This window comes from Trujillonella endophytica (genome assembly GCF_900110555.1).
In the GTDB taxonomy this organism is placed as follows: Bacteria; Actinomycetota; Actinomycetes; order Mycobacteriales; family Geodermatophilaceae; genus Trujillonella; species Trujillonella endophytica.
Map to the genome: position 1 here is coordinate 96,380 of NZ_FOEE01000013.1, position 24,803 is coordinate 121,182.

Sequence of the window (24,803 nt, forward strand, 5' to 3'; positions counted from 1 at the left end):
GGCACGGGGTCCCGCTCACCCGACCTGCGGCGATCTCACCCGACCGGTGGCGAGGGGGTCACGCGGCCTCCAGGAAGCCGCCCCAGTAGGTGCGCTCGGCATCGGTCATCGGCCGGCTGGAGTCGGTCGCGAAGTCGAAGAGCACGAGGACGGCGTCGGCGCGGATCGCGACCCCGCCGTCCTGCTCGAGCTCCTGCCGCACGGTGAGCGACGTCCGCCCCAGGCGGAGCACCCGGGTGCGCACGCACAGCCGCTCCCCAACCCGGTAGCGCAGCTGGCGCAGGTAGTCGACCTCGAGCCGGGCCAGGATGATGTCCGGATCGCGGCCGTCCGCCGTCCCGGGGCTGCCGGCCGCCATCGCCAGCCGCGCGTCCTCCAGCGGGCCGAGCGCGCGGGCGTGGTTGACGTGGCCGTAGGAGTCGGCGTCGCCCCAGCGCAGCTGGACCTCGTGCTCGTGCCGGGCCGTCAGGGCAGGTCCGCCGTCTCCGCGGAGGTGCGGTGGCCGCCCTGGGCGTCGTCGGCGTCGGGGTGCAGCGTGCGCTCCTCGGACTCGGCGAGGATCGCCGCGGCCTGGATCTTCGGGTCCAGCTCGCCCCGGGCCGGGTCGGGGTGCCCCTCGGCGGCCACCTCCTCCGGCAGGAGCTGGGAGCGGGTCTCGACGTTGCCGTCGGTCACGTTCGCCAGGGCCTCGGGGGTGGGGTCCTTGTGGTCGGCCACGTCGTTCTCCTCGGAAGTGCCGGGACGGGAGCGTTCCCCAGCCGCCTACCCACCGGCCCCGGGCTCACACCCCGTGTCGTCCCGGTGGCGCCGGGGTAGGCGCCTGCCATGCCCCAGCACGACGAGCTGCCGATCCCCGACTACGACCACCTCCAGACGGGGGCCCTCACCTCGCGCATCCGCACCCTGGACTCCGCGGGTCTGGAGACCCTGCTGGCCTACGAGCGCGCGCACGCCAACCGGATCCAGGTCGTGAGCGCCATGCGGCACCGGCTCGCGTCGGTGAAGGCCGGCGAGAAGCCCTCCGGCGGCGACCCGGCCGCCCACGGCTCGGCCGACCCGGCGTCCACCCCCGCGGGCTCGAAGGTCTCCGCGGCGACCACGGGCCCGCCGGTCGACCCGCCCGCCCACGGCGACCTGACCAACCCGTCCCAGCCGCGTTCGGGTCGCTGAGCCGCAGTGGCTCCGCGGCTCACATGCCGGTCATCATCTCCACGGCCGTCGGCCCGAGCAGCACGATGAACAGCGTCGGCAGGATGCACAGGATCAGCGGGAAGATCACCTTCACCGGGATCTGCATCGCCTTCTCCTCCGCCCGCTGCCGGCGCTTGAGCCGCATCTCCTGCGCCTGCGTGCGCAGCACGTCGGCGATCGAGACGCCGTAGGCGTCGGCCTGGACGACCGCGCGGATGAAACGCCGCAGGTCGTCCACGCCGGCGCGCTCGGCCAGCGCCAGGTAGGCCTCGCGCCGCGGCTGGCCGACGCCGATGTCCTGCAGGGTGCGGACCAGTTCCTCGGCGAGGGGTCCGGTGCCGTTGCGTCCGGCGCGGGCGAGCGCGGACTCGAAGCCCAGCCCCGCCTCCACGGCGATCGTCATCTGGTCGAGGGTGTCGGCCAGCTCGCGCCCGATCGCGTCGCGCCGCTCCTGTGCCCGGCTGGTCAGCAGCAGCTCCGGCACGAAGTAGGAGACGACGGTGGTCACGGCCATCGTGATCACGAACAGCGGCTGGGGGTTGGCGCCGACGAGCAGGATGCCGAGCACACCGGCGGCCGCCGCCAGCACCAGCTTGGCGGCCACGACCCGGCCGACGGGCCAGGCGGCCGGGCGGCCGGCGCCGACGAGGAGCCGGTCGATGCGCGCGAACGTCCCCTGCGGCGTGAGGGCGCGCACGAGGCGGGCGCCCGGCGGCGTGCCCGCCCGCGCGGCCCGGTCACCGACGGCGTCGGTCCCCAGACCGCGGGAGAGGTTCGCGCGAGCCGCGGTCGCGGCGGCGCCGGGGCGGATCAGCACGGCCCAGCCCATCAACGGCAGGGCGAGGCCGACGGCGACGGCCGCCGCGAGCACGGGTGCGGGGAGGGTGGTCATCAGAATCGGATGCTCACGGTCTTCTTCAGCCACAGCGCGCCGATGAGCAGCAGCACGACGACGGCGGCGAGCATCCCGTACCCGGCGAAGGACTCGGTGAAGGCCGCCAGGTAGTCGGGGTTGGTGAGGCCGATGAAGCCGCCCACCCCGAACGGCAGCGCCATCAGCACGATCGCCGAGAGCTTGCCCTCCGCCGAGAGCGCCTTGACCTGCCGCCGCAGCGCGTTGCGCTCGCGGATGGTGGTGCTGACGACGTCGAGGACCTCGGCGAGGTTGCCGCCGACCTCCCGGTGGATGGCGATCGCCTGGGCGACCCACCGGAAGTCGTCGCTGCCCATCCGCGCCGCGACGTCGTCCAGCGCCATCCCGAGGTCCCGGCCGACGCGCGTCTCGTTGACGATCCGGGCGAACTCCTCCCCGGTCGGGGCAGCGGCCTGCGTGGACACCGCGTCGACCGCCCGCAGGAGGCTGTGGCCCGCGCGGAGGCTGCTCGCCATGAGCTGGAGCGAGTCGTCCAGCTGGTCGGCGAAGGCGGCCTGCCGCCGCCGGATCCGCAGGCCCACCGCGATCCGCGTGATGACGGGCGGGAGGACCGCCGCGACCGCGCCGAGCAGCGGACCCCCGGTGACCGCGCCGAGGGCGCCGAGCAGCACCGACGCCAGGCAGGCCACGAGGACGAGGTCGGGCAGCGACATCGAGATCCCGGCCCGCTCCAGCGCTGCCGTGCCGGCCGCCATCCGCTGCCGGCGCACGAGCGCCCGCTGGACGACGGCCCCCGCGGCCGCGCCGGCGCCGGCCAGCGACGACGTGGGGGCGGGCACCGTGGGGTCGAGCCGGGACAGCGGCACCCGGCGCGGTCCGGCCGGCACGGCGACGACGACCAGCAGGGCCAGTCCCCCGCCCGCCGCGAGCAGCCCGACGGCGAGCAGCGCCGTGTTCACGACGCCCACCCGCGGGCCGCCACCGGCTCCGGCATGCCGAACACCCGCGGGGAGATCGGGATGCCGAACTCGGCGAAACGGTCGGCGAACCGGGGCCGCACGCCGGTCGGCACGGGCTTGCCCAGGAAGCGCCCGGCGGCGTCGACCCCGGCGGCGTAGTCGAAGAGGAACGCGTCCTGGAGCGTGACCGTCTCGCCCTCCATGCCCTGCACCTCGGTGACGTGGGTGACCCGGCGGGTGCCGTCGCGCAGCCGGGTCAGCTGGACGACGACGTCGACGGCGGAGGCGATCTGCTCGCGGATCGCCCGCAGCGGCAGGTCCATCCCGGCCATGAGCACGAGGGTCTCCAGGCGCGCGATGGCGTCGCGCGGGGAGTTGGCGTGCACCGTCGACAGCGACCCGTCGTGGCCGGTGTTCATGGCCTGGAGCATGTCCAGGCTCTCCCCGCCGCGGCACTCCCCCACCACGATCCGGTCCGGCCGCATGCGCAGCGAGTTCCGGACCAGGTCCCGGATGGTGACCGCGCCCCGGCCCTCGATGTTGGGCGGCCGCGACTCCAGCCGGACGACGTGCTCCTGCTGCAGCTGCAGCTCCACGGCGTCCTCGATGGTGACGATCCGCTCGTCCTCGGGGATGAACGAGGACAGGACGTTGAGCAGCGTCGTCTTCCCGGTGCCGGTGCCGCCGGAGACGATGACGTTCAGCCGGGCCTCGACGCAGGCCCGCAGCAGCTCCGACATCTCCGGGGAGAGCGTGCCGAAGCCGATCAGGTCCTCGACGGTGAAGGGGTCCTTGGCGAACTTGCGGATCGTCAGCGTCGAGCCGCTGAACGCCAGCGGCGGGATGATCGCGTTGACGCGGCTGCCGTCGGCCAGGCGGGCGTCGACCAGCGGCGAGGACTCGTCGATGCGCCGTCCCACCCGGGAGACGATGCGGTCGATCACCCGCCGCAGGTGCTCCTCGGAGGCGAACCGGGCGCCGGTCCGGGTCAGCTTGCCGGCCCGCTCGACGTAGACCGAGTCCGGGCCGTTGACCATGATCTCGCTGACCGCGTCGTCGTCCAGGAGCCGCTGCAGCGGGCCGTAGCCGAGCACGTCGTCGGCCAGCTCGGCGGTCAGCCGGGCGCGCTCCTCGGTCGAGAGCGGCACCTTCTCCTGCTCGACGACCTCGTCGAGCTCGCCGAGCACGAGCGCGCGGAGCTGGTCCTCGCTGAGGTTCGGGTCGTTCATCCGGCCGCCCATGCGCTCGAACAGCGCGGTGGCGACGCGGTCCTTGAGCCGGCCCAGGGCGTCCGTCGGCGGCGGCACGGGGGCGGGTGGGCGGGGAACCGCCCGCGGCGCCGGGACGTCGGGGAGCGACGGGACGGCGGGAGTCGCGGCGGCGGGGTCGGGGACGGCGTGCCGGCCGCGGGCGGCGGCGGTCAGCCGGTCGGCGAGGTTCACGAGGCGGCCCGGTGCTTGGCGCGGTAGCGGCTCGGGCGGACGAGCGGGGTGGCGGCGAACCGGGCGACCAGCCGGCGCAGCTCCTTGGTCATCGGATCCCGGACGCCGCTCTGCAGCAGCGGCACGCCCTGGTTGGTGGAGACGGGGACCGCGGCCGACCGGGGCAGGACGACGTCCACGCCGGTGCCGATCGCCGTCTCCACGTCCCGGACCGAGAGCCCGTTCTTCGGGTCGGCGAAGTTCATGACCACGTGCCGGCCGGCCGGGATCATGCACAGCTGGCTGAGGACGTCGAGCTCCTTGCGCAGGCCCCGGACCCCGGGGACGTCCATGGAGCTGAGCATCACGACGTCGGTGGCGCGGTCCAGCGCGGCGAGCGTCTGCTCCGACAGGCCGGGCGCGGTGTCGACGACGACGTAGCGGAACTCGCGCGCCAGCGAGGTGAGCAGGCGGGTGACGTCCGCGGCGGTCACCCCGTCCCCGGCGGCGGGCGACTCGGCACCGCACACGGCGTACAGCCCCGACGGGTGCTGGGTGAGGAAGGTCTTGAGGACCATGGTGTCCTCGCTGGCGGGGCCGTGGACGGCGTCGGGCAGCGTGTACTCCGGCGCCAGGCCGAGGGCGTAGGCGACGTCGCCGAACTGCACGTCGAGGTCGACCAGCACCGTGGACTGCGGCGCCGCCGCGGTCAGCCCGATCGCCAGGTTGGTGGCCACGGTCGTCTTGCCGACCCCGCCCTTGGGCGAGGCGACGGTGATGACCCGGCCCGTGTAGCGGGCGGTCTCCTCGACCGGCCGCAGGACCCGACGCCGCCCGGCGGCCGCGGCCCCGGCGCGCTCGATCGCCGCGCGCAGCTCCGCCGGGTCGGCCGACGGGGAGACCAGGTCGCGGATGCCGGCTCGCATCGCCGCCTGCCACAGCTCCGGGGCCGGGTCGGCGACCAGCACGACGCTGATCCCCGGGCACTGCACGTCCAGCCGGGTGGCCAGGCCCAGGACCTCCGCGGCAGCCGCCTCGGGGCCGATCATCAGCACCTCGGGCAGCTCGCCGTCGACCAGCTGCTCGAACAGCCGCGTCGGGTCGCCGGGCAGCCGCCCGGCGGGCAGCTCGTGCACGTCGCCGTCGGCGGCGGCGCGCACCCGGGAGGCGAGGTCCGGGCCCGCGGCGGCCAGCACCACGCGGCTCATCGGACCGGCTCCCCGTAGACGTTGGTCTGGGTCAGCACCTGGGTGCCGCCGATGTCGGCGCCCTCGGGCTCCAGGGACAGCCACAGCGTCCCGTGCTCGGCGCCGAACACGATCTGCTCGGCGTCGCGCGACACGACGGCGAGGGTCACCATCAGCGCGGTCTGCGGGGCGCCGCCGGCGGCGGCGGCGTCCGCGCCGTCCTCGGCGACGGTGGTGGCGCCCTGCACCCGGGTCACGAGGACCTGGTGCTGGACGGCGTGCGTGGTGGCCGTGCCGTCCTCGAACAGCAGCGACAGGTAGATCCCGACGGCGTCCCCGGCGACGAGCCGGCCACCGACCACCCGCTGGGGCTCCAGCAGCACGCTGATCTCCTGCATGCCCTCGGGCACCGGCACGGTGCCGGGGGTGCGCAGCTCCGCCGGGTCGCCGAAGCGGCCGGTGAGCAGCTGCTCGCCGGGCTCCAGGTCGACGGTCGCGACCCGGCCGGCCAGGAGCGCGAGGTCGGTGACCCGGCCCGCGACGGCGGACTTCGCCGGGACGAGCTCGGTCCGGATCAGGGCCTCGAGGTCCTCGGCGGGCGTCCCGGCCGCGATCGGCTCGTCGACCACGAGGACCTCGACGCTCTCCATCCCCTCGAGGGCGCGGGCATCGGCGCCGCGGACGTAGGCGATGAGCACCACCGTGCCGACGGCGGCGAGCAGGAGGGCGGCCAGCGCGGCCAGCAGTCGTCTCACGTGGGCACCTATCGGATCAGCCGGAGGATCTCCGCGCCCAGGTCGGGAGCGGTCGGGGAGGTCGTGAAGTCGTCGCTGAGCTCGACCCAGCGGGTGAAGTAGCCGGCGATGCAGCGGTCGTTGCCCGTGCAGGGGCGCGGGGAGGTACCGAACTGGCCGCCCAGGAAGTAGCCGGTGATCTGGAACGCGGCGTAGCCGTAGACGTGGTACCAGGCGTTGCTGCCGGTGCCGCCGAACTCGTCGAAGATCGGCAGGAGCACGGTGCGGCCCACGAGCCCGGAGAAGTCCGCCGTCGAGCAGTCCGAGGACGGGGTGTTGCCCGTGGAGGAGTACGACCGGCCGCCGACCGCGCTGGTCGCCCGGCACTCGCCGGGGTCGGTCACCAGGTAGCCGAACCCGCCCGGGACGATGTTGTTCGAGGGCCCGGTGCAGTCGACGGTGCCCGAGGTCTTGGTCAGCCGGATGGTGCGCACCGTGGTCCCCGACGGGAACCCCCCGCCGGTCTGCTGGGCGAACTCGCACCAGGAGAAGGTCAGCGGCAACCGCGCCGTGCCGGCGCTGGGTGCGCCCCACGTGACGGTGGCGCTGGCGCTGACCTGCGTGGCGTCGAAGCCCAGGACCGGGGCGAACCAGTGCTCGGTGGGGTGGCTGCCGGTGACGGTGACGCTCGTCGGGTTGCTGGTGAGGACCGGCGGGGCGGCCGTCGCCTCGCCGGCGTTGGCGGCCACGAGCGCGTCCGCGGTCGCCTGCATGTTCCCGCAGGCACCGCGGGCGCAGTCCTGGGCGACGGCCAGCGCGGCGGCGTCGGCGGCCACCTGCAGCCGCGCGCGCTCGGCGTACAGGGCGCCGACGTCGACGGCGATGGCGGCGAAGCCCAGCATCGGCACGAGCAGCAGCGAGATCAGCACCGCCGCCGCGCCGCGCTCGTCGCGGGCATGCGGCCAGCGCCGGCCGCCGACCCTCAGCCGCCGCATCGCATGACCCCCGTGCCGGTGAGGCCGACGGTGGTGCCGAAGAGGCCGGTCATGAGCGGCAGGTCGTAGGCGATGGTGAGCCGCACGGTCGCCGTCCCCGTGCCGACCGGGCAGGTGGCCGGGGTGATGGTGATCTGGACGTCGGTGAGCGCCGGGTCCAGCGTGCCGGCCGCCGAGCGGACGGCCGCCCGGGCCGCGGCCGGGTCGTTCTGCAGCGCCATGACGCGCACGCCCTCGCGGGCTGCCGCCGAGAGGGTGCCCGAGACCTGGAAGCCGCGGCCGAACTCGACGATGCCGAGGACCAGCAGCAGGAGGATCGGCAGCAGGAGGGCGAACTCGACCGCGCTGGCGCCGCGCTCGTCCCGGATCCGTCGCCTCACCGGTGCCTCCTCTCGCGGGTCGGGGTGCTGGGTGGCCGAGGCAGGGGCCTCGGGTGGGTCGGCGCGGCGGCCCCGGGGGACGGGGCCGCCGCGCCGGCGGGTGGTGCGCCGATCAGGGCAGCTCGTCGCGGACCGTCTGGAAGAGGGCGGCGAGGTCGTCGCCGAGGAAGCCGACGACGGCGATGATCGCGACGGCGATGAGGCCGACCATGAGGCCGTATTCGACGGCGGTGGCGCCGTCCTCCTCCTTGCGCAGGCGCTCGGTGGCGAGGGCGTAGAGGCTGACGATCGCGGCGAAGGGGTTCGACACGGGGTGCTCCCTGGGGTGGGTGCCGGCCAGGACGGGCCGGGGGTGGCCCGCCGTTGCGGCGTGGGGGGCGCTTCGGGACGCCGGGGGTATCCCTTGAGCGATCTCCACCCTGTGGACGGACACAGTCACCCGTGCGCGTGCACCGCCGCCCCACCGTCACGGGGCGTCACCACCCGACCGTGCGGAGCCGGAACCGGCGGGGCCCGCTCAGCCGGCGGGCGTGACCGCCGCGATCGCCACGGCGGCGCCGAGCAGCATCGCCGGGCCGAAGGGCAGCGCGGAGCGCAGCGTCACCCGCCGCGCGGCGAGCAGCAGCAGGGCGACGAGCGCCTGGACGACGAACGCGGCCAGAGCACCGAGCAGCACGGCCGGCCAGCCGAGCCAGCCGAGCGCGAGCCCGAGCAGGGCCGCCAGCTTCACGTCCCCCATGCCCAGCTGGCCGGGGACGAGCAGTGCCATGGCGAGGAATACCGCGAAGAGGACGGCGGCGCCGAGCAGCGCCCGGCCGAACTGCGGCCAGGCGGCGTCGACGGCGGCCGCGCCGGCGAGCAGCAGCGCGACTCCCGCGAGCGAGGGCAGGACGACGCGGTCGGGAAGCAGGCGGTGCTGCAGGTCGACCACGGCGAGCAGGACCGCCACGACGGCGAGCAGGAGGAAGGCCGGCAACTCCGCGGAGGGGCCCGGGCGCAGCGCCGTCAGCGCGCAGAGCGCCGCCGTCCCGGCCTCCACCCACGGCGGCCGGACGGCGAGCCGGCCCGGGGCGAGCACGGTGGCCGGCGCGAGCCGCTCCGGCCAGGGGAAGCGGCCCGCGGCCCGGTTGACGAGCACGCCGGCGAGGAGACCGCCCACCCCGGCCACGAGCACCACGAGCGTGGTCATCCGCGGCGGGCGTCGTCGGGGGCGGGCACGGTGGGCACCCTGGCACACGCCCCACGCAGAAGCCGGGAACCCCGCGGCACCGCCCGGGGCAGAAGTGCGGTACGGCACCGGGGCCGGGAGGCGCCCCGTGGTCGCCTCCCGGCCCCGCTACGCGGCGCGCGTCGCCGCGAGGGAGGCGAACACCACGACGTTGTCCTCGTAACTGCCGGCCGCGCGGTCGAAGTCACCGCCGCAGGTGATCAGGCGCAGCTGCGGGTCGGCGGTGTTGCCGTAGACGGCGATGGTCGGGAACTCGTCCTTGGGGTGCACCTCGACCCGGTCCACGACGAAGAGCGCGACGGTGCCGTCCTCGCGAGTCACCTCGATCTCGTCGCCGGGGGTCAGCGCGCCGAGGTCGAAGAAGACGCCGGGACCGAACTCGGCGGAGTCGACGTGGCCGAGGATCACGGCCGGCCCGACCGCACCGGGCGCGGGTCCGGGCGCGTACCAGCCGGCCTGGTCGTCCTCCTCGAGCGGGGGCACCTCGACGGTGCCGTCGCCGGCCAGGCCGAGGTCCATGAGGTCGCTGGTGACGCCGATGGCCGGCACGGACACCGAGACCGGTGCGGCGACGGGCTCGCCGGTCGCCGCCGGCCTGCCCGCGGGTGCCGGGGGCGGCCCGGACTCGGGCGCCGCCGACGTGGTGCTGCCCGCCGCGGCGGGCCGGGGCGCGGACTGCTGCCCGCCGAGCGCCACGACGAGCGCGACGACCCCGACGACCGCCAGGGCGAGGGCGGCGACCAGCCAGGTGCGGTACGTGCGGCTGCGGCGCTGCATCACGGGGACCTCCGGGGCTCGTGGGACCGGCCGGGCCGTGCCGCGCGGGAGGAGGCTCCGCGCGGCACGACGGTCGGATCAGGCCTGGTCGGCGGCCTGGCGGCGGCGGTAGGCGACGGCACCGGCGGCGGCCGCGCCGACGAGGGCGACGGCGCCCACGCCCATTGCGGTCGTCTGCTCCGTGCCGGCGGTGCTGCCGCCACCGGTCTCGGCGCCACCGCTGGGCGTGGTGCCCATCTGCGACGCGGAGAAGGCCCCGCACGCGGCCGGCGCGGTGGCCTCCATGGGCAAGGTCGGGTCGAGGTCGCTCATGACGCTTCCGTCGTAGGTGCCGCTGCCGTCCTTGTCGACGCCGTGCAGCACCAGCACCGCGGTCCCGGCCTCGAAGGAGGCGGCGACGTCAGGGGTGACCTCGAAGGTGCGCTCGTAGGCGATGTCCCCGTCGGTCGGGAAGCGGTCGATCGCCAGCCCGCTGTCGGGGCTGGTGTCGCCCGTCGTGGTGAGCGAGGTCCCGATCGCGCCGTAGTAGGGCACGCCCTCGGTGACGCTGACGAAGCCATCGCTGTTGGTGTCGTCCTCATCGGTCGGGCAGGCGCCCTGGGCGCCGATGTGGAAGTGCTGGGCGTGCGGCGCTCCGGCCACCAGGCCGGAGGCGTCGATCATCACCGTGGCGGTCGTGCCGTCGATCGTCACCATGCCCGTGCCGGTGACCCCGGAGGCGTTGAGCGCCCCCAGGTTCGCCTGGTAGCTGTGCGCGCCGTCGTCGGCGGACGCGCCGGTGACGGTGAGCAGCGGGAAGGCCGCGGCAGCCAGGGCGATGGTGGGCAGTGCGAGGGCCTTGCGCATGGGACTACTCCTCGGACATCGGGGACGCACCGCCGCCGGAAGGCGAGGGGCGGACCGGCGCGGGCTGGGCCGTCACCGGTGGGCAGGCCGGCGCGTGGAGCGCGTCGGCCGCGATCAGGGACCCGGGGAAGGGGCCCGGACGACTGCGGCCCGGGGGGCTCGAGCGCCGTCTCTGCGGGGTCTTCGGGCGCCGGGAGCGGATCGGTTCATCCGGGTCTCCCCGGCCGCCGGGCGAACCGCCAGGGGGCCGGCGTCCGAACCCCCTGCATGAGCCGACGACGGACCGCCCTGGTGCAGCCCCTCCGGCGCACGCTGGGGATGCTCGCGCTGGCGGTGGCGGGCTCCCTCGTCCTGCTCGGCGCCGGGATGCCGGTCGCCTCGGCGCACGACGCGCTCGTGGCGACCACCCCCGCCGACGGCGCGTCGGTGCCGGCCGCACCGACGGAGGTGTCGCTCGGGTTCACCGGGGCGGTGCAGGAGCTCGGCGCCGAGGTGGTGGTCACGGGCCCGGACGGCGCCGCGGCGACCGACGGCGATGCGCGGGTGGACGGCGCGACGGTGACCCGGCCCCTGGCCCCCGGCCTGTCCGGCGGCACCTACTCCGTCGCCTGGCGGGTCACCTCCGCCGATGGGCACCCGATCTCCGGGACGACGACGTTCACCGTGGCCGGCGGGACGGCGACCACCCCCGGTCCGGTCCAGGAGGCCTCCGCGGCCCGGCCGGCCGGCTCGTCGTCCTCCGGGCCGGCGATCGCGATCGGTGCCGCCGTCGTGCTCGTGCTCGCGCTGCTCCTGGCGGCCCGTCAGCTGCGCAGTCGCACGTGACGGCCCTGCTCCTCCGGCCCGCTCCGGTCGTCGAGAGCGCTCCCCCGCGGCGGTCCCGCGCAGCCCTCGGCCTGGCCGCCGGGCTCGGGCTGGGCGCCGTGCTGGTCCTCGCGCTGGTGGTGGGCGGAGCCGCGCCGGCCCCCGCGGCGGCCGGGCTCACCGCCCCGGGCGCACTCGTGGACTGGGGGCTGCCGGTCGCCGCGCTGGCCGTGCGGATCTCCGCCCTGGGCACGATCGGCACGCTGCTGTTCGCCGCGGTCCTGCTGCCCGGGCGGGTGCTGCCGGCCGCCGCGCGGCGCGCCGTCCGCGCCACGTCGCGATGGGCCGCGGTGTGGGCCGTCGCCGTCGTCGTCCAGGCCGTGCTGGGGCTCGCCCGGCTGGTCGGGGTGCCGCCGCAGGAGTTGACCGCCGAGTCGGCGCGGGTCTTCCTCACGCACCTGCCCGCCGGAGACGCCGCGCTCGGCGCGGCCGGGGCGGCCGTCGTCGTCGCCCTGAGCGCGCGGCGGTGCACCGGCTCCGGGGCGGCGATGCTGCTGCTGCTCGTCGCCGGCGCCGGGGTGGTGCTGCCGGTCGTGCTGACCGGCCACTCCGCGGCGGCCGAGGACCACCTGCTGGCGACGGCGATCCTGGCCGTGCACGTGACCGCGGCCTGCGTGTGGGTGGGCGGGCTGCTCGCCGTCCTCGTCCACGGCCGCACCGCGGCGGACCTCCCCCGGGTCGCCGGCCGGTTCAGCGCGGTGGCGCTGGGAGCGGCCACGGCGGTCGGAGCGTCGGGCCTGCTGGCCGCCTGGTCGGTGCTCGACGACGGCCCCGGCCTCCTCGCCGGCCTCGGCTCGGGCTACGGCCTGCTGCTGATCGGCAAGACGGCCGCGCTGGTCGCGCTGCTCGCGTTCGGCCGCCACCACCGCCGCTGCACGCTGCCGGCGCTGCGGGAGGGCCGGTCCGGCGGCTTCCGCCGGTTCGCCGCCGTCGAGGGCGGCGTCATGCTCGCGACCGTCGCGCTCGCCGTGGCGCTGGCCGCCTCCCCACCCCCGGCGACGCCCCCGGCCATCCCGACGGCGACCTCCGGTCCGGCGGCGACCGCCGGCCCGGTCGAGGACTTCACGCCGCCGCCCGGCCACGATCACGGCGACCTCTCCGTGCCGGTCCTGGTCGACCCGACCGGCTTCACCGTCACCGAGCCGGTGCCGGCCGGAGCGGTGGTCACCGTGCACAACCCGACCGACGACGACGACGTCACCGTCACGGCCGACGACGGCTCGTTCGACGCCGTGATCCCGTCGGGCAGCCTCACCTCGTTCCCCGCGCCTGACCGGCCGGGCAGCTACCCGTTCGGCAGCAGGCGCACGCCCGGGTTCACCGGGGTGCTGGTGGTGTTCTGAGGCTGCGCGGGGCATCGCTCCGGGAGGCGACCGTGCGGGTACCGACGCCCGGACGTGGCAGCGCTCACGGCCCGCGGCAGCCTCCCCGATGGGACGATCGGGCTCCCAACGGCCGGACCGGGGAGACGACGTGGCGGACGACGCTGAGCACCTGACCGGCTCCGAACCGCCGAGCCGCCGCGCCCGCCGACTGGCTCAGCGGGCCGCGGACCGCGTCGACGCCCGCGGGCCTCGCACCGGCGAGCTGTTCCTCCCCGAGACCGCCCGGGCAGCACGCGCGGCGGCCGGCCTGCCCGCCGACCTGTCCGAGACCGCCCGGATCCGGCGGCTGCGCCTGGCGGAGCACCCACGGTCCGAGCCCCCAGGCCCCCCTGCGCCGCCGCGGATGGGCGGGCGGCACCGGCCCACCGACTGAGGTGACGGGCGCGCAGCAGGCGTGCCCGCTGCCGCGCGAGCCGGACCAGGGAGCGTGGCTCGGAACCTGGCCCGGTGCCCGGTCCGCGGAGTCCCCCTCCACGCGGCCGGGCGCGGCGCGCTGCCACCCGCCGGGTGACATCCGCACATGCTCCGCCCCTCCGCCGCACCGCGCATCCGGAAGGTGCTGCGGCGGGGGGCGACGGACGAGTCGGCCTGTACGCCGGGTTCTGTCCCCGGGTGCCTCGCGGCCTCCCGGTGGGCGATCATCCATCTAGGCCTGCCGTTGCCGGCAGGCTCGAGCGGTCCACCCGCAGGCTCGGGCGGGCAGCCCTCGAACGCCTGCGCAGGACGGTTCCTGGTCGCCCAGTCGCCGTCCCTCTCGACCTTGCTCCGGGTGGGGTTTACCGAGCCACACCGGTCACCCGGTGTGCGGTGGTCTCTTACACCGCCGTTTCACCCTTACCAGCCGAGCCTCCGAGAAGGCACTGCTGGCGGTCTGTTCTCTGTGGCACTGTCCCGCGGGTCACCCCGGGTCGCCGTTAGCGACCACCCTGCCCTGTGGAGCCCGGACGTTCCTCGGCGGCGGGGTCTCCCCCGCCGACGCGACCGCCCAGCCGACTCGTCCGTCGTGCCGACCAGTCTAGTGATCGCCGTCCCCACCGTGGTGCCGCGGGCCTCGCGGTGCGCCGCGAGGACGGCGCCCAGGACGCGAGGACGGCGATCAGCGCGCCCTCAGCCCGCGTAGAGGGCGAACCCGGCCGTGCGCCGGCCATCGGCCCCCGCCGGCGTCACCATCTCGACCTGCCGGCGGGCCTGCTCCTCGACCGGATCGTCCGACAGCGCCTCGAGGTAGCGGCGGTGCTCGACGAGCGAGGCGATCGCGGGCTCCACCCCGTCGGTGACGTCGACGCGGTGCGTGACGCCCGTGGGCGTGCTGACCGCGATCCACCGCACCCCGCGCCACGGCTCCGGATCGGCGAGCTCGGCGAAGATCCACTCGTTGGCGGCGTCACCGACGGCGTCGACCGCGCACCGCCCGAGCGCCCGGTGGTCGGCGCTGTTCCAGTACGCCGGGGCCGCGCCGGGCGGCGTCCACGTCTCGCCCCAGTGCATCGTCACGACCAGCTCCGGCCGGTGGCGGCGCACGGCCGCGGCGAGCGAGCGGCGCAGCTCGAGCCCCTCGACGAGCCGGCCGTCGGGATGGCCGAGGAACTCCACCACCGAGACGCCGACGGCCGCGGCGGCCCGGCGCTGCTCCTCCTCGCGGGCCGGCCCGGCCACCTCGGGCGGGCACCCGGCGATCCCGGCCTCCCCGCTGGTGGCGAGGACGTAGCGCACGTCCTTGCCGGCCGTCGTCCACACGGCGACGGCGGCGGCGCAGCCGTACTCGATGTCGTCCGGGTGGGCCACGATCACGAGGGCCCGCTGCCAGTCCTCGGGCAGCGGCTGCAGGGCGGCGTCGGTCACGGGGATCGATCCTGCCCGGTCAGCGGCCGCGCGCCACGCGGAGGGCGATGCCGATCATCGGCACCTGCAGCGGTAGCCGCAGCGCCGCGACCGTCATCGGCAGCGGCCGGCGGGGCACGACCCGGAAGGTGTGCAGGTGCGCCGGGACGAACGCCACCAGCAGCGCGGCGGCGGCCCAGCCGCCGACCCGGCGGGTGGCCGGCGTCGCCATGAGTGCGGCCGTGCCGAGCTCGGCCACCCCGCTGGCGAGCACCCACCGGCGGGCGTCGCCCAGTTCCGGTGGCACCAGCCACTCGTAGGTCCGGGGGCGGACCAGGTGGATCACCCCCGACCCACCGAGAGCGGCCAGGAGCACCGTCGCCCTGCTGGGGAGTCGCATGCCCCAACCGTAGGGTGACCCCACGTGTCCGCCGCCGACCTGTTCCTGGTCGCCGGCGTCGCCCTCGTCGCGGGCGGGCTGAACAGCATCGCCGGCGGCGGGTCGCTGCTGCTGTTCCCCGTCCTGGTCGCCCTCGGGCTGAGCACCGTCGCCGCCAACGTCACCAACTCGATCGCCCAGTGGCCCAGCTACGTGGGCGGGGTGCTCGGGTTCCGCGGCTCCTACGGCGGGCAGCGCGCCCGGCTGGTCCGGTTCGGGGCCGTCGCGCTGCTCGGCGGGACGACGGGGTGCGTGCTGCTGCTGACGACGCCGAGCAGCGCCTTCGACCTCGTCGTCCCCGTGCTCGTGCTGTTCGCGAGCTCGCTGCTGGCGGTGCAGCCGCTGGTGACCCGTCGCCTGGAGCGGACCGGGGGCGGCGGCCCCCGCCGCGACCCGGTGTGGCTGTACCCCGCGCTGTTCCTGGGCACCGCCTACGGCGGGTACTTCGGCGGGGCCCTCGGGGTGGTCCTCGTCGGCCTGCTCGGCATCGCGCTGCACGACCTGAAGCTCGCCAACGCGCTGAAGCCCGCCGTGTCGACCGTGACCGCCACGGTGACCCTCGTCGTCTTCGGTCTCTGGGGCCCGGTCGACTGGACCGCGGTGGCCGTGGCGGCCCCGGCCAGCCTGCTCGGGGGCTTCGCCGGGGCCCGGGTCGCCCGGCGGATCCCCGTGACGCCGCTGCGGATCGCCATCGTCACGCTCGGGGTCTCGGTGGCGGTCTACCTCTTCGTGCGCACCTGAGCCGGTCCGACCCCGTGGGGTGAGCCGGGATGCGGAACGGTCGTCCTCGGCCGGCCGTCTGCCGATGACGTGCCCATGTCGCCCCCCGAGCGCCCCCGGCTCCTGCCCGGCGTTCCGCGGGTGACCCTGGCGCTCGTGGTGTTCCTGGGCGCCGCCATGACGATCGTCCTCGCGCTGTCCGACCTCGGGCCGGTGGGCGGCCCCGCCGCCGCGGCGCCGCCGTCCCCTCTGTGGCTGCTCCCCGGCCTGGCGCTGCACGGCGGGCTCTGCGGGCTCTTCCTGTGGCGGGCTCGCAGTCTGGGCCAGGAGCGCCGGGTCTGGACGCAGATCGCCTGCGCCGCGGTGGTGTTCGCCACCGCGGCGGCGGTCAGCGGTGTACTCGGCGTCCTCCCGGCGACCCGGGAGCACGCCGCGATGCCGCTGGCCTGGGCGCCGGTCCTGGCGTTCCCGTTCGCCCACCGGGGGCTGGTCCGCTGGAACCGGTACACGACCAGCCTCGCCGACCCCGACGACCTGCTCAACGGGTTCGCGGCCGTGCTGGGGGGCATGGCCGTGCTCAACGTGGTCGTGGAGCGGGTCGACGGCGCGCTGGCGGCCGCGCCCTGGTGGCAGGTCCAGCCGCTGCTCGCCCAGGCCGCGACGGGCGTGGTCCTGGCCGGGACGGCGGCATCGGTGATCTCCCTCGGCGCCATGGGCCGCGACCCCCGCGCGTGGCTGGTGACCGCCGTGTTCACCCTGCCGTTCGCCGGCGACCTCGCCACCGTGCTGCTCGACGGCCGGTCGATCGCCTGGTCGGTCGTCTGCGAGCCGCTCAGCGCCGTCCTGCTGTGCCTGGCGGCGCTGCTGCGCCCCGCCCGGACCACACCGCAGCCGACCGACCCGACCGCGACCACCGTCGGCGCGTTCTTCGTCATCGTCGCGTCGATCCTGCTCCTCCTCGTCGATGCCGGGGGTGCCTCCTCCGGGGTCGCGACGTGGTGCGCCGCCGGGGCGGCCCTCGGCTCGAGCGTGCGGCTGCTGGTCAACGTCCGGGAGCTGGCCCAGCTGGCGATCACCCGCAGGGAGGCGCTGACCGACGAGCTGACCGGCCTGGCCAACCGCCGGGCGGTGCTGCGCCGGGTGGCCGAGCTCGACCGCGAGCAGATCCCGCTGGCCTTCGCGCTCCTGGACCTGGACCGGTTCAAGGAGGTCAACGACGGCCTCGGCCACGCCGCCGGCGACGAGCTCCTGCGGCAGGTCGCCGCCCGGCTGCAGCCGGTGCTGCGCACCGGTGACCTGCTCGGGCGCCTCGGCGGCGACGAGTTCGCCGTCGTCGCCGTCGTGGAACCGGGGCTGTCGGCGGCGGACGTCGCCGCGTCGCTGTGCACCCGCCTGCACGACCGGCTGGCCGAGCCCTTCCGGATCGGCGGGATGTCGGTGCACGTGGGCGCCAGCATCGGCGGCACCGTCTGCACCGGGGCCCCCGCCGACGGCCACGCGCCCGCCCGGCTGCTGCGGGAGGCCGACGCGGCGATGTACGACGCGAAGCGGTCCGGAACCGGCTCGGCCCAGTACGACCACGCCCGGCACGGGGACGGCGGGAGCCAGCTCGCCCTCGTGGAGGAGCTGCACCTCGCCCTGGCCGCGGGCCAGCTCGTGCTGCACCACCAGCCGCAGGTGCGGGTGTCCACCCGCGAGGTCGTCGGCGTCGAGGCCCTGGTGCGGTGGCAGCATCCGCAGCGCGGGCTGATCGGGCCGGCCGAGTTCCTCGCGACCGCCGAGGCCCACGGGCTCATGGGCGCCCTCACCGACCAGGTGCTGGCCGCCGCGGTCGAGCAGCTCGCCCTCTGGCGGAGCCAGGGCCTCGCGCTGCGCATGTCGGTCAACCTGTCGGCCAGCAACCTGCTCGACGCCGGCCTCCCCGCCCGCGTCGCCGCGCTGCTGGAGGCGCACGCCGTCCCGGCCGAGGACCTCACCCTCGAGGTCACCGAGACCGTGCTGCTCAGCGACACCGCACGCAGCCGCGCGGTCGTCGCCGACCTGCGCGCGCTGGGCGTCGGCATCAGCATCGACGACTTCGGCACCGGCTACTGCTCGCTGGCCTACCTGCGCGAGCTGCCGGTGACCGAGCTCAAGCTCGACCGCTCGTTCACCGCCGACCTGGTCTCGGACCCGCGGACCGAGGCGATCGTGGGCAGCACGCTGGACCTGGCCCACCGGCTGGGCCTGCGGGTCGTCGCCGAGGGCGTCGAGGACGAGCGCACCCTCGCCCGCCTCTGCGCGCTGGGCTGCGACGACAGCCAGGGCTACCTGCACTCGGTGCCGCTGCCCGCGGCCGAGCTCACGGCCTGGCTGTCCCGCGGCCCGTCCTCCCGCAGCCCCGCTCTCCGCTGACCTGCCCGTCCTGCCGTCCCGACTCCCGCCGGCCTGCCTCCCGCCGGCCTGCACCGAACCCGCCCGGCGCCGCCGTAGGCTCGCGACCCGTGCCCGGCGTGGACCCGCTCGCCCTCGCCGCCTCCGCCGTCGTGCTGGCCGCGGTGCTGGGCGCCGCCCTCGCCGCCCGCCCGCGGGTGCCGGCCGCGGCCGTCGCCGTCGGCGGTGCGCTGCTCCTGTGCGCGGCCGGGCTGGTCGGCTGGTCCGACGCCGCGGACGCCGTCGGCGACGTCGCGCCGACCATCGGCTTCCTCGTGCTGGTGCTCGTCCTCGCCGCCCTGGCCGACGCCGAGGGCCTGTTCACCTGGGCCGCCGCCGTCACCGCGGGCCGCGGCGGGCACTCCCCCACCCTGCTGCTCGGCCGGGTCGCGGTGCTCGCCGCCGTCGTCACCGCCGTCCTGAGCCTGGACGCCACCGTGGTGCTGCTGGTTCCCGTCGTCCTCGCCACGGCGGCCAGGCTGGGCGTCTCCGCGCGGCCGCACGCCCTGCTCACCGGTCACCTGGCCAACAGCGCCTCCCTGCTGCTGCCGGTCTCCAACCTGACGAACCTGCTGGCCTTCGCCGCCACCGGGCTGTCGTTCCTGCACTTCGCCGGCCTGATGGCGGGCCCGTGGGTGGCCGCCGTCGCGGTCGAGTTCCTCGTCCTGCGCGCGCTGTACCGCGGCGACCTGGCGCGCCGTCCCGCGGCACCGGCCCCGGACGCGCCCCCGGTCCCGCGGTTCGCGCTGGCGGTGGTGGCGCTGACGGTGGCCGGTTTCGGCGTGGCCGCGCCGATCGGGATCTCCCCCGCGTGGCCGGCCGCCGCGGGCGCCACCGCCCTCGCCGTCCGCAGGCTGTCGCTGCGCACCGGCCGGCCGGCCGAGCTCGTGCGGGCCGCCGACCTGCCGTTCGCGGCGTTCGTCGCCGGGCTGACCGTCGTCGTCCTGGCCGTGCGGCGGCACGGTCTCGAGGCCCTGCTGGCCGATCTGCTCCCGGACGGCGACGACCTGCCCGCCCTGCTCGCCGTCGCCGGTGCCGCGGCCGTGCTGGCCAACCTGGTCAACAACCTGCCCGCCACCCTCGCGCTGCTGCCGGTGGCCGCGGCCGGCGGCCCCGGGACGGCGCTGGCGATCCTGATCGGCGTCAACGTCGGCCCCAACCTCACCTACGCGGGCTCCCTCGCGAACCTGCTGTGGCGGCGGGCGCTCGGCCCGGCCGCGCCGGGGGCGGCCGGCTTCTCCGCCGTCGGCCTGGCGACGGTGCCGCTCACCCTGCTCGCCGCGACCGTGGCGCTGTGGACGGCACTGCGGCTCTGACCGGTCGTCCCCCTACGGGGTGAGCCGCTCGTGTGGTCCGCTTCATCCCGGACCGCCCGGGACCGATACCCCCTCCATGCCCGTGCGCTCGCGAGTCCGGCTGCTCCCCGGGGCACCGCTGTGGCTGCTGGCCGTCATCGCCGCCGGCGTGGCGGCGCAGGCCGCGGCGGCGGCCGGCCGGCTGCCCGCGCCGCTTGAGCCCTACGCGTTGCTGATGGCCCTGCCGGCCTACGGCGGGCTCGTGACCCTGCTGCTCTGGCGATCGCGCATCGTCGACCAGGAGCGCGACGTCTGGGCGCGCCTGCGCATGGGCGCGACCGCCCTGGCCGGCGTGACCGCGCTCGGCGGCGTGCTCGCCGTCTTCCCGGCCACGCACGCGGTCGGCACCACGGGCGCCCTCTGGGCACCCCTGGTCGCCTACGTCTTCCTGTACGGCGGCGTGGTCCGCTGGAACCGCTTCGGCACCGAGGTCGCCGATCCGGACAACCTGCTCACCGGCGTCGCCGCGCTGCTGTCCTGGGTCGCCCTGACCCTCGTCTCGGTCGAGGCGCTGGGCGGTGCGGACTCGCTGACGACCGCGCAGCTCAACCCCGTCGCGGTCCAGCTCGCCGCGGGGCAGCTGCTGTTCATCACCGCGCTGCTGCAGCGGGTGCTGGGCGACCTCCGGCGCGACGTCCGGCCGGTCCTGCTGGCCTGCGGGTTCGGTGGCATCGACCTGACGGGCTACCTCGTGCTCGGTGACGTCGCCGCGCCCGCGTGGGCGGCGACGTCGGGCACCGCGGCCTGCCTGTTCATCGCGGTGGCGGCCCTCATCCGGCCGCTGCCGGCCACGCCCCGTCCCACGGACGCCGCGAGCTCGATGGCCGGCGCCTTCACCGTGATCGTGCTCGGCGGCGCCGCTCTGGTGGCCGCGGGCTTCAGCGACCCGTCCGTGGCGATGCTCGTCTGCGCCGGCCTGGCGGTGCTCGGCGGTGGGGTGCGGCTGCTCATCGGCGTCCGCGACCTCGCCCAGCTGGCCACCACGCGGGCCGAGGCCCTCACCGACCAGCTCACCACCCTTCCCAACCGGCGCGCCGTGCTGCGCCGCATGGACGAGCTCGGCGCCCGGAACACCGCGGTGGCCTTCGCCCTGCTCGACCTCGACCGCTTCAAGGAGGTCAACGACGGGCTCGGCCACGGCGCCGGGGACGACCTGCTGCGTCAGGTCGCGGCGCGGCTGTCGCCCGTGCTGCGGACCGGCGACCTGCTCGGCCGCCTGGGCGGCGACGAGTTCGCCGTGGTCGTGGCCGTCGAGCCCGGCGCCTCCGCCGAGGACACCGCGGAACACCTGTGCCGGCGGCTGCGCGAGCAGTTCACCGAGCCCTTCGTGCTCGACGGCCTCGCCGTGCACGTAGGGGCCAGCATCGGCGCGACGATCGGGCGCCTGTCCGCCGGCGACGCCGAGGCCTCCGCCCGGCTGCTGGGCGAGGCCGACGCGGCGATGTACGACGCCAAGCGCGGCGGTGGCGGGTTCGCCCTCTACGACGGGGCCCGGCACGCCGAGAGCGGAACGGCGCTCACCCTCGTCGAGGAGCTCCGCGCCGGGATCACCGGCGGCCAGTTGGTGCTGCACCACCAGCAGCAGGTGGACATGCGCACCGGCCGGGTCGTCGGCGTCGAGGCGCTGGTCCGCTGGCAGCACCCGCGCCTGGGGCTGCTCCAGCCGGCCCGGTTCCTCGACCTGGCCGAGGCGCACGGGCTCATGGACGCGCTCACCGACGAGGTGCTCGGTCAGGCCGTCCGGCAGCTGGCGCGGTGGCGGGCGACCGTCCCCGACCTGCGGATGTCGGTCAACCTCTCACCGAGCAACCTGCTCGACACCGTGCTGCCCGACCGGCTGGCGGTCCTGCTGGCCGAGGTCGGCGTCCCGGCGGAGGCGCTCACGCTCGAGGTCACCGAGACCGTGCTGCTGCGCGACCCCGAGCGCAGCCGAGCCGTCGTCGCCGCGCTGAGCGCCCACGGCGTCGAGATCAGCATCGACGATTTCGGCACCGGCTACTGCTCGCTCGCGTACCTGCGCGACCTGTCGGTGAGCGAGCTGAAGCTGGACCGCTCCTTCACCGCCGACCTGCTGCGCGACCCGCGTACCGAGGCCATCGTGGCCAGCGTCGTCGAGCTGGCCCACCGGCTCGACGTGCGGGTCATCGCCGAGGGCGTGGAGGACGAGGTCACCCTCGCGCGGCTGGCGGAGCTGGGCTGCGACCAGACCCAGGGCTACCTGCACGGCCGGCCGGTCCCTGCCGACGAGCTCCGGCTGGACCTGACGCCGGCGCCCTGAGCGTCATTCGCCGCCGCGGCCGGGCTCCCCGATCGCGATCATGGCCTCGACCGCCCGCCGCGCCCGCGCCGCCGTCTCCGGGTCGACGTCGATGACGCCGCGGCCCGTCCGCAGCGTGTCCAGCAGCTTGGCCGGCGTGATCATCTTCATGTAGCGGCAGGCGGCCCGGTCGTTCATCGGGATGAACTGCGTGCCGCTGTTGAGCGACCGCAGCTGGTGCAGGATGCCGATCTCGGTGGCCACGAGCACCTGGCCGGCGGTGGTGGTCCGCGCGGCCTCCGCCATGCCTCCGGTGGAGAGCACCCGGGTGCGGTCGGCGGGCAGGTCGCCGTGGCTGACCAGGTCCAGTACCGAGGTCGTGCAGCCGCACTCGGGGTGCACCAGGATCTCCGCGTCGGGGTGGGCGGCGACCTGCTCCCGGACGTCGGAGGGGCTGATGCCGGCGTGCACATGGCACTCCCCCGCCCAGATGTGGATGTTCTCCCGCCCGGTCACCCGCTTGACGTGCGCGCCGAGGAACTGGTCGGGGCAGAACAGGATCTCCCGGTCGGCCGGGATGGACCGGATGACGTCGGCCGCGTTGGACGACGTGCAGCAGATGTCGGTCTCGGCCTTCACGGCGGCCGTGGTGTTGACGTAGCTGACGACGACGGCCCCGGGGTGCTCGGCCTTCCACTCCCGCAACTGCTCGGCGGTGATGCTGTCGGCCAGCGAGCAGCCGGCGTCGAGGTCGGGCAGCAGCACGGTCTTGTCCGGGGACAGGATCTTCGCCGTCTCGGCCATGAAGTGCACGCCGCAGAAGACGATCTCGCGGGCGTCGGTCTCGGCCGCGACCCGCGACAGGTAGAGGGAGTCGCCGGTGTGGTGGGCGACGTCCTGGATCTCGGGCACCTGGTAGTTGTGCGCCAGGATCACCGCGCCGCGCTCGTCGGCGAGCCGGCGGACCTCGGCGGCCCAGCTGTCGCACTCACCGGGCGAGAGGGTCCGCTCGTCGCCGGGGACGGCGGGGGTGGCGGGCGCGATCGTCGAGGTCACACGGTCTCCAGGGAGTCGGGCGGGGCCCACATGATCCCCCGTCCGGCCTCGGCAACGGGGTACCGGGTACAACAACCGGCCCGTGGCCGCCCTTCCCGTCAGCGGCGCACGTCGTAGACCAGGTGCAGCACCCGGCGCCCCTGGACCACGAGCACCGGGTCCTCGAGGAGCACCTCCGGGAGGCCGCCGCTGCCGAAGTAGGGCTTGCCCGAGCCCAGCACGACCGGCACGAGGTTCAGCACGACCCGGTCGACGAGGCCCTCCCGCAGCGCCTGGCCGCCCACATCCCCGGCGGCCACCGACACGTCGCGGTCCCCGGCGTACGCCTTCGCCTGCTCGATCGCGGCGGCGACGCCGTCGGTGACGAACGTGAACGGCGCCGTGCCCAGGTGCGGCCAGTCGGTGGGCACCGAGTGCGTGACCACGAAGGCGTGCTCGCCGTTGGGCGGCACTCCCTCCCAGCCGTTCGTGTGGTCGAAGAGGCGGCGGCCGACCACGCCCGCGGCCATCCGCGGCGCCGTCCCGGCCAGGAAGTCCGCGGTCTGCCGGGTCACGTGGAAGACGCGGGTCTCGTCGCTGAACGTCGTCTCGACCTCGCCGTTGCCGTACCAGTCGAACAGCGGGCCCACAGAGTCGTCGTCGCGCGCGACATACCCGTCGAGGGACACCGCCGCGAACAGGATCGCCCTGCCCATCTCGCACCTCCGGTCGTCTCCGGGGCCCGGGGTGGGCTCCCGCCGTTACGACACCCGGCTCGTGCTCAACTCATCGGTTGACGACTACGGCAGGTGGGACGAGTCGTTGACGAGGCGGACCGAGTGCCGGCCGTCGGTCGACCACGCGACCGTCGACAGCGACGCCGCCGACAGGAAGATCCGGTGGACGACGGCGTCGTCGACGTCGAGGCCCGCGGCCAGCATCAGCTTGATCGGGGTGACGTGGCTGACCACGAGCGCCGTGCGGCCGCGGTGCTCGCGCAGGATCCGGGACCGGGCCCGGCCGACCCGGCGGGCGACGTCGGCGATCGACTCCCCGCCCGGAGCCGGGACGTCGACCTCGGTGAACACCCGCCGGGTGGCCAGCGGATGTCGCGTGCGCGCCTCGTCGGCCGTCAGGCCCTCCAGGTCGCCGAAGTCCATCTCGACCAGGTCGTCGTCGAACAGCACCGGCAGGCCGAGCCGCCCGGCGACCACCTCCGCGGTCTCCCGCGTCCGGCGCAGCGGCGACGCGACGACGACGTCGACGCCCAGCGCCACGGCCCGCGCGGCGGCGGCCTCGGCCTCGGCCCGGCCGACCGCCGAGAGCGGCAGGTCGTTGCGGCCGCTGAACCGCCGCTCGGGGGTGTGCTCGGTCTGCCCGTGCCGCAGCAGGTGCGTGACGGTGGTGACCGCGGGCGCGCGCTCGGCTGCGGCCGGCTGGACGTCGTCCTCGGTGGTGCTGCGCTCCCCGGCGGCGTCCCGGTGGATCGGCTTGCCGTCCATCGCGCTGTTGGCGAGGGCGTCGGCAGCGGAGTTCTGCGCCCGCGGGATCCAGGTGTAGCGGACCCGGCCGAGCTGCCGGGCGAGCTGCTGGGCCTGGACCGCGAGCTTCTGCATGTCCGGGTGCTTGACCTTCCAGCGCCCCGACATCTGCTCGACGACCAGCTTGGAGTCCATCCGGACCTCGACCTCGGCCGAGGACGCCGACCCGCCGGTGAGGTCCAGCACCGCCTGAAGCCCGGCCACCAGGCCGCCGTACTCCGCGACGTTGTTGGTGGCCCGGCCGACGCTCGCCGCCCGCTCGGCCAGGACCGAGCCCGTGGCCGCGTCGCGGACGAGCGCGCCGTAGCCGGCCGGCCCGGGGTTGCCCCGCGATCCCCCGTCCGCCTCGACGACGAACCGGCCGCTCACCGCGCCCATGGTT

At 75.9% G+C, this 24,803-nt stretch carries 26 protein-coding genes and 1 other RNA gene; 8 read left to right on the plus strand and 19 right to left on the minus strand.

Features of this window, described 5'->3' with window-relative positions:
* Nucleotides 1-58 precede the first annotated feature (58 nt).
* Together BMY88_RS18445 and BMY88_RS18450 are read right to left on the minus strand one after the other, a co-directional pair.
* On the minus strand, nucleotides 59-469 hold the full coding sequence (locus BMY88_RS18445; RefSeq protein WP_091946989.1) for a thioesterase family protein: 411 nt from the start codon (nucleotides 467-469) through the stop codon (nucleotides 59-61).
* Complete coding sequence (locus BMY88_RS18450; protein ID WP_091946992.1) at nucleotides 466-717, minus strand: hypothetical protein; 252 nt, start codon at nucleotides 715-717, stop codon at nucleotides 466-468. Before BMY88_RS18450 ends, BMY88_RS18445 begins: the two co-directional genes overlap by 4 nt.
* A gap of 108 nt (nucleotides 718-825) precedes the next feature.
* Between BMY88_RS18450 and BMY88_RS18455 the strand changes: the two genes are divergently transcribed.
* Nucleotides 826-1,170: a DUF8129 domain-containing protein gene (locus BMY88_RS18455; protein WP_091946995.1), complete on the plus strand. Its 345-nt coding sequence runs from the start codon at nucleotides 826-828 to the stop codon at nucleotides 1,168-1,170.
* A gap of 19 nt (nucleotides 1,171-1,189) precedes the next feature.
* On the opposite strand, the gene BMY88_RS18460 is transcribed toward BMY88_RS18455, so the two are convergent.
* The 11 genes from BMY88_RS18460 to BMY88_RS18510 form a co-directional block, all read right to left on the minus strand.
* Nucleotides 1,190-2,083: a type II secretion system F family protein gene (locus tag BMY88_RS18460; protein WP_091946998.1), complete on the minus strand. Its 894-nt coding sequence runs from the start codon at nucleotides 2,081-2,083 to the stop codon at nucleotides 1,190-1,192.
* Nucleotides 2,083-3,024, minus strand: a complete 942-nt coding sequence (locus BMY88_RS18465; protein WP_091947176.1) for a type II secretion system F family protein — start codon at nucleotides 3,022-3,024, stop codon at nucleotides 2,083-2,085. Before BMY88_RS18465 ends, BMY88_RS18460 begins: the two co-directional genes overlap by 1 nt.
* Complete coding sequence (locus BMY88_RS18470) at nucleotides 3,021-4,466, minus strand: TadA family conjugal transfer-associated ATPase (RefSeq protein ID WP_091947001.1); 1,446 nt, start codon at nucleotides 4,464-4,466, stop codon at nucleotides 3,021-3,023. Before BMY88_RS18470 ends, BMY88_RS18465 begins: the two co-directional genes overlap by 4 nt.
* Nucleotides 4,463-5,653 carry a CpaE/TadZ family protein gene (locus BMY88_RS18475; protein ID WP_091947004.1) on the minus strand — a complete coding sequence of 397 codons (1,191 nt, stop codon included), beginning with the start codon at nucleotides 5,651-5,653 and terminating at the stop codon, nucleotides 4,463-4,465. Before BMY88_RS18475 ends, BMY88_RS18470 begins: the two co-directional genes overlap by 4 nt.
* Nucleotides 5,650-6,387 carry a Flp pilus assembly protein CpaB gene (gene cpaB / locus BMY88_RS18480; protein WP_091947007.1) on the minus strand — a complete coding sequence of 246 codons (738 nt, stop codon included), beginning with the start codon at nucleotides 6,385-6,387 and terminating at the stop codon, nucleotides 5,650-5,652. Before cpaB ends, BMY88_RS18475 begins: the two co-directional genes overlap by 4 nt.
* An 8-nt stretch (nucleotides 6,388-6,395) precedes the next feature.
* Nucleotides 6,396-7,361, minus strand: coding sequence for a TadE/TadG family type IV pilus assembly protein (locus BMY88_RS18485; RefSeq protein ID WP_091947010.1), 966 nt, complete (start codon nucleotides 7,359-7,361; stop codon nucleotides 6,396-6,398).
* Nucleotides 7,349-7,741 (minus strand): TadE/TadG family type IV pilus assembly protein, encoded by a 393-nt coding sequence (locus BMY88_RS18490; protein ID WP_091947013.1) that lies wholly within the window; start codon nucleotides 7,739-7,741, stop codon nucleotides 7,349-7,351. Before BMY88_RS18490 ends, BMY88_RS18485 begins: the two co-directional genes overlap by 13 nt.
* 112 nt (nucleotides 7,742-7,853) lie before the next feature.
* A complete protein-coding gene (locus tag BMY88_RS18495; RefSeq protein ID WP_091947016.1) occupies nucleotides 7,854-8,051 on the minus strand; it encodes a Flp family type IVb pilin in 198 nt (65 codons plus the stop codon).
* 207 nt (nucleotides 8,052-8,258) lie between these two features.
* Complete coding sequence (locus BMY88_RS18500; RefSeq protein WP_091947019.1) at nucleotides 8,259-8,930, minus strand: prepilin peptidase; 672 nt, start codon at nucleotides 8,928-8,930, stop codon at nucleotides 8,259-8,261.
* Nucleotides 8,931-9,077: 147 nt separating this feature from the next.
* A complete protein-coding gene (locus BMY88_RS18505; protein ID WP_091947179.1) occupies nucleotides 9,078-9,746 on the minus strand; it encodes a class F sortase in 669 nt (222 codons plus the stop codon).
* Between the two features lie 78 nt (nucleotides 9,747-9,824).
* The gene (locus BMY88_RS18510; RefSeq protein WP_091947022.1) at nucleotides 9,825-10,592 is read right to left on the minus strand and encodes a hypothetical protein; all 768 of its coding nucleotides are present in this window, start codon (nucleotides 10,590-10,592) and stop codon (nucleotides 9,825-9,827) included.
* A gap of 267 nt (nucleotides 10,593-10,859) precedes the next feature.
* Between BMY88_RS18510 and BMY88_RS18515 the strand changes: the two genes are divergently transcribed.
* The 3 genes from BMY88_RS18515 to BMY88_RS18525 all read left to right on the plus strand — a co-directional run bounded on the left by BMY88_RS18515 (nucleotide 10,860) and on the right by BMY88_RS18525 (nucleotide 13,214).
* Nucleotides 10,860-11,417: a copper resistance CopC family protein gene (locus BMY88_RS18515; protein ID WP_091947025.1), complete on the plus strand. Its 558-nt coding sequence runs from the start codon at nucleotides 10,860-10,862 to the stop codon at nucleotides 11,415-11,417.
* On the plus strand, nucleotides 11,414-12,799 hold the full coding sequence (locus BMY88_RS18520; protein ID WP_091947028.1) for a copper resistance D family protein: 1,386 nt from the start codon (nucleotides 11,414-11,416) through the stop codon (nucleotides 12,797-12,799). Before BMY88_RS18515 ends, BMY88_RS18520 begins: the two co-directional genes overlap by 4 nt.
* Before the next feature lie 130 nt (nucleotides 12,800-12,929).
* Nucleotides 12,930-13,214, plus strand: a complete 285-nt coding sequence (locus tag BMY88_RS18525; protein WP_091947031.1) for a hypothetical protein — start codon at nucleotides 12,930-12,932, stop codon at nucleotides 13,212-13,214.
* A 202-nt stretch (nucleotides 13,215-13,416) separates the two neighbouring features.
* Here BMY88_RS18525 and rnpB read toward each other — a convergent pair.
* The 3 genes from rnpB to BMY88_RS18540 form a co-directional block, all read right to left on the minus strand.
* Nucleotides 13,417-13,838: RNase P RNA component class A (gene rnpB, locus BMY88_RS18530), an RNA gene on the minus strand.
* A gap of 110 nt (nucleotides 13,839-13,948) precedes the next feature.
* A complete protein-coding gene (locus BMY88_RS18535) occupies nucleotides 13,949-14,683 on the minus strand; it encodes a PIG-L deacetylase family protein (RefSeq protein ID WP_244524787.1) in 735 nt (244 codons plus the stop codon).
* Between the two features lie 19 nt (nucleotides 14,684-14,702).
* On the minus strand, nucleotides 14,703-15,062 hold the full coding sequence (locus BMY88_RS18540; protein WP_091947033.1) for a DoxX family protein: 360 nt from the start codon (nucleotides 15,060-15,062) through the stop codon (nucleotides 14,703-14,705).
* Nucleotides 15,063-15,086: 24 nt separating this feature from the next.
* On the opposite strand from BMY88_RS18540, the gene BMY88_RS18545 reads away from it, so the two are divergent.
* The 4 genes from BMY88_RS18545 (at nucleotide 15,087) to BMY88_RS18560 (ending at nucleotide 21,866) form a co-directional block, all read left to right on the plus strand.
* On the plus strand, nucleotides 15,087-15,842 hold the full coding sequence (locus BMY88_RS18545; protein ID WP_091947036.1) for a sulfite exporter TauE/SafE family protein: 756 nt from the start codon (nucleotides 15,087-15,089) through the stop codon (nucleotides 15,840-15,842).
* A 75-nt stretch (nucleotides 15,843-15,917) separates the two neighbouring features.
* Entirely contained in the window at nucleotides 15,918-18,215 is a 2,298-nt protein-coding gene (locus BMY88_RS18550) for a putative bifunctional diguanylate cyclase/phosphodiesterase (protein ID WP_091947039.1), read from the plus strand.
* 89 nt (nucleotides 18,216-18,304) lie between these two features.
* Nucleotides 18,305-19,549, plus strand: a complete 1,245-nt coding sequence (locus BMY88_RS18555; protein ID WP_091947042.1) for an SLC13 family permease — start codon at nucleotides 18,305-18,307, stop codon at nucleotides 19,547-19,549.
* Nucleotides 19,550-19,631: 82 nt separating this feature from the next.
* The gene (locus BMY88_RS18560) at nucleotides 19,632-21,866 is read left to right on the plus strand and encodes a putative bifunctional diguanylate cyclase/phosphodiesterase (protein WP_091947045.1); all 2,235 of its coding nucleotides are present in this window, start codon (nucleotides 19,632-19,634) and stop codon (nucleotides 21,864-21,866) included.
* Between the two features lie 3 nt (nucleotides 21,867-21,869).
* On the opposite strand, the gene nadA is transcribed toward BMY88_RS18560, so the two are convergent.
* From nadA to BMY88_RS18575, 3 genes are all read right to left on the minus strand, one after another.
* Nucleotides 21,870-22,901 carry a quinolinate synthase NadA gene (gene nadA / locus BMY88_RS18565; protein WP_244524788.1) on the minus strand — a complete coding sequence of 344 codons (1,032 nt, stop codon included), beginning with the start codon at nucleotides 22,899-22,901 and terminating at the stop codon, nucleotides 21,870-21,872.
* A 98-nt stretch (nucleotides 22,902-22,999) separates the two neighbouring features.
* Nucleotides 23,000-23,596: a dihydrofolate reductase family protein gene (locus BMY88_RS18570; RefSeq protein WP_091947048.1), complete on the minus strand. Its 597-nt coding sequence runs from the start codon at nucleotides 23,594-23,596 to the stop codon at nucleotides 23,000-23,002.
* 84 nt (nucleotides 23,597-23,680) lie between these two features.
* Nucleotides 23,681-24,799 carry a bifunctional RNase H/acid phosphatase gene (locus BMY88_RS18575; RefSeq protein ID WP_091947050.1) on the minus strand — a complete coding sequence of 373 codons (1,119 nt, stop codon included), beginning with the start codon at nucleotides 24,797-24,799 and terminating at the stop codon, nucleotides 23,681-23,683.
* Nucleotides 24,800-24,803 lie beyond the last annotated feature (4 nt).

Bases quoted from the DNA above. Each gene is read 5' to 3' on its own strand.
- BMY88_RS18460 (WP_091946998.1), bottom strand. From the start codon at position 2,083: ATGACCACCCTCCCCGCACCCGTGCTCGCGGCGGCCGTCGCCGTCGGC.
- BMY88_RS18485 (WP_091947010.1), bottom strand. From the start codon at position 7,361: ATGCGGCGGCTGAGGGTCGGCGGCCGGCGCTGGCCGCATGCCCGCGAC.
- BMY88_RS18455 (WP_091946995.1), top strand. From the start codon at position 826: ATGCCCCAGCACGACGAGCTGCCGATCCCCGACTACGACCACCTCCAG.
- BMY88_RS18570 (WP_091947048.1), bottom strand. From the start codon at position 23,596: ATGGGCAGGGCGATCCTGTTCGCGGCGGTGTCCCTCGACGGGTATGTC.
- BMY88_RS18540 (WP_091947033.1), bottom strand. From the start codon at position 15,062: ATGCGACTCCCCAGCAGGGCGACGGTGCTCCTGGCCGCTCTCGGTGGG.
- BMY88_RS18510 (WP_091947022.1), bottom strand. From the start codon at position 10,592: ATGCGCAAGGCCCTCGCACTGCCCACCATCGCCCTGGCTGCCGCGGCC.
- BMY88_RS18575 (WP_091947050.1), bottom strand. From the start codon at position 24,799: ATGGGCGCGGTGAGCGGCCGGTTCGTCGTCGAGGCGGACGGGGGATCG.
- BMY88_RS18500 (WP_091947019.1), bottom strand. From the start codon at position 8,930: ATGACCACGCTCGTGGTGCTCGTGGCCGGGGTGGGCGGTCTCCTCGCC.
- BMY88_RS18505 (WP_091947179.1), bottom strand. From the start codon at position 9,746: ATGCAGCGCCGCAGCCGCACGTACCGCACCTGGCTGGTCGCCGCCCTC.
- BMY88_RS18550 (WP_091947039.1), top strand. From the start codon at position 15,918: ATGTCGCCCCCCGAGCGCCCCCGGCTCCTGCCCGGCGTTCCGCGGGTG.
- BMY88_RS18475 (WP_091947004.1), bottom strand. From the start codon at position 5,653: ATGAGCCGCGTGGTGCTGGCCGCCGCGGGCCCGGACCTCGCCTCCCGG.
- BMY88_RS18515 (WP_091947025.1), top strand. From the start codon at position 10,860: ATGAGCCGACGACGGACCGCCCTGGTGCAGCCCCTCCGGCGCACGCTG.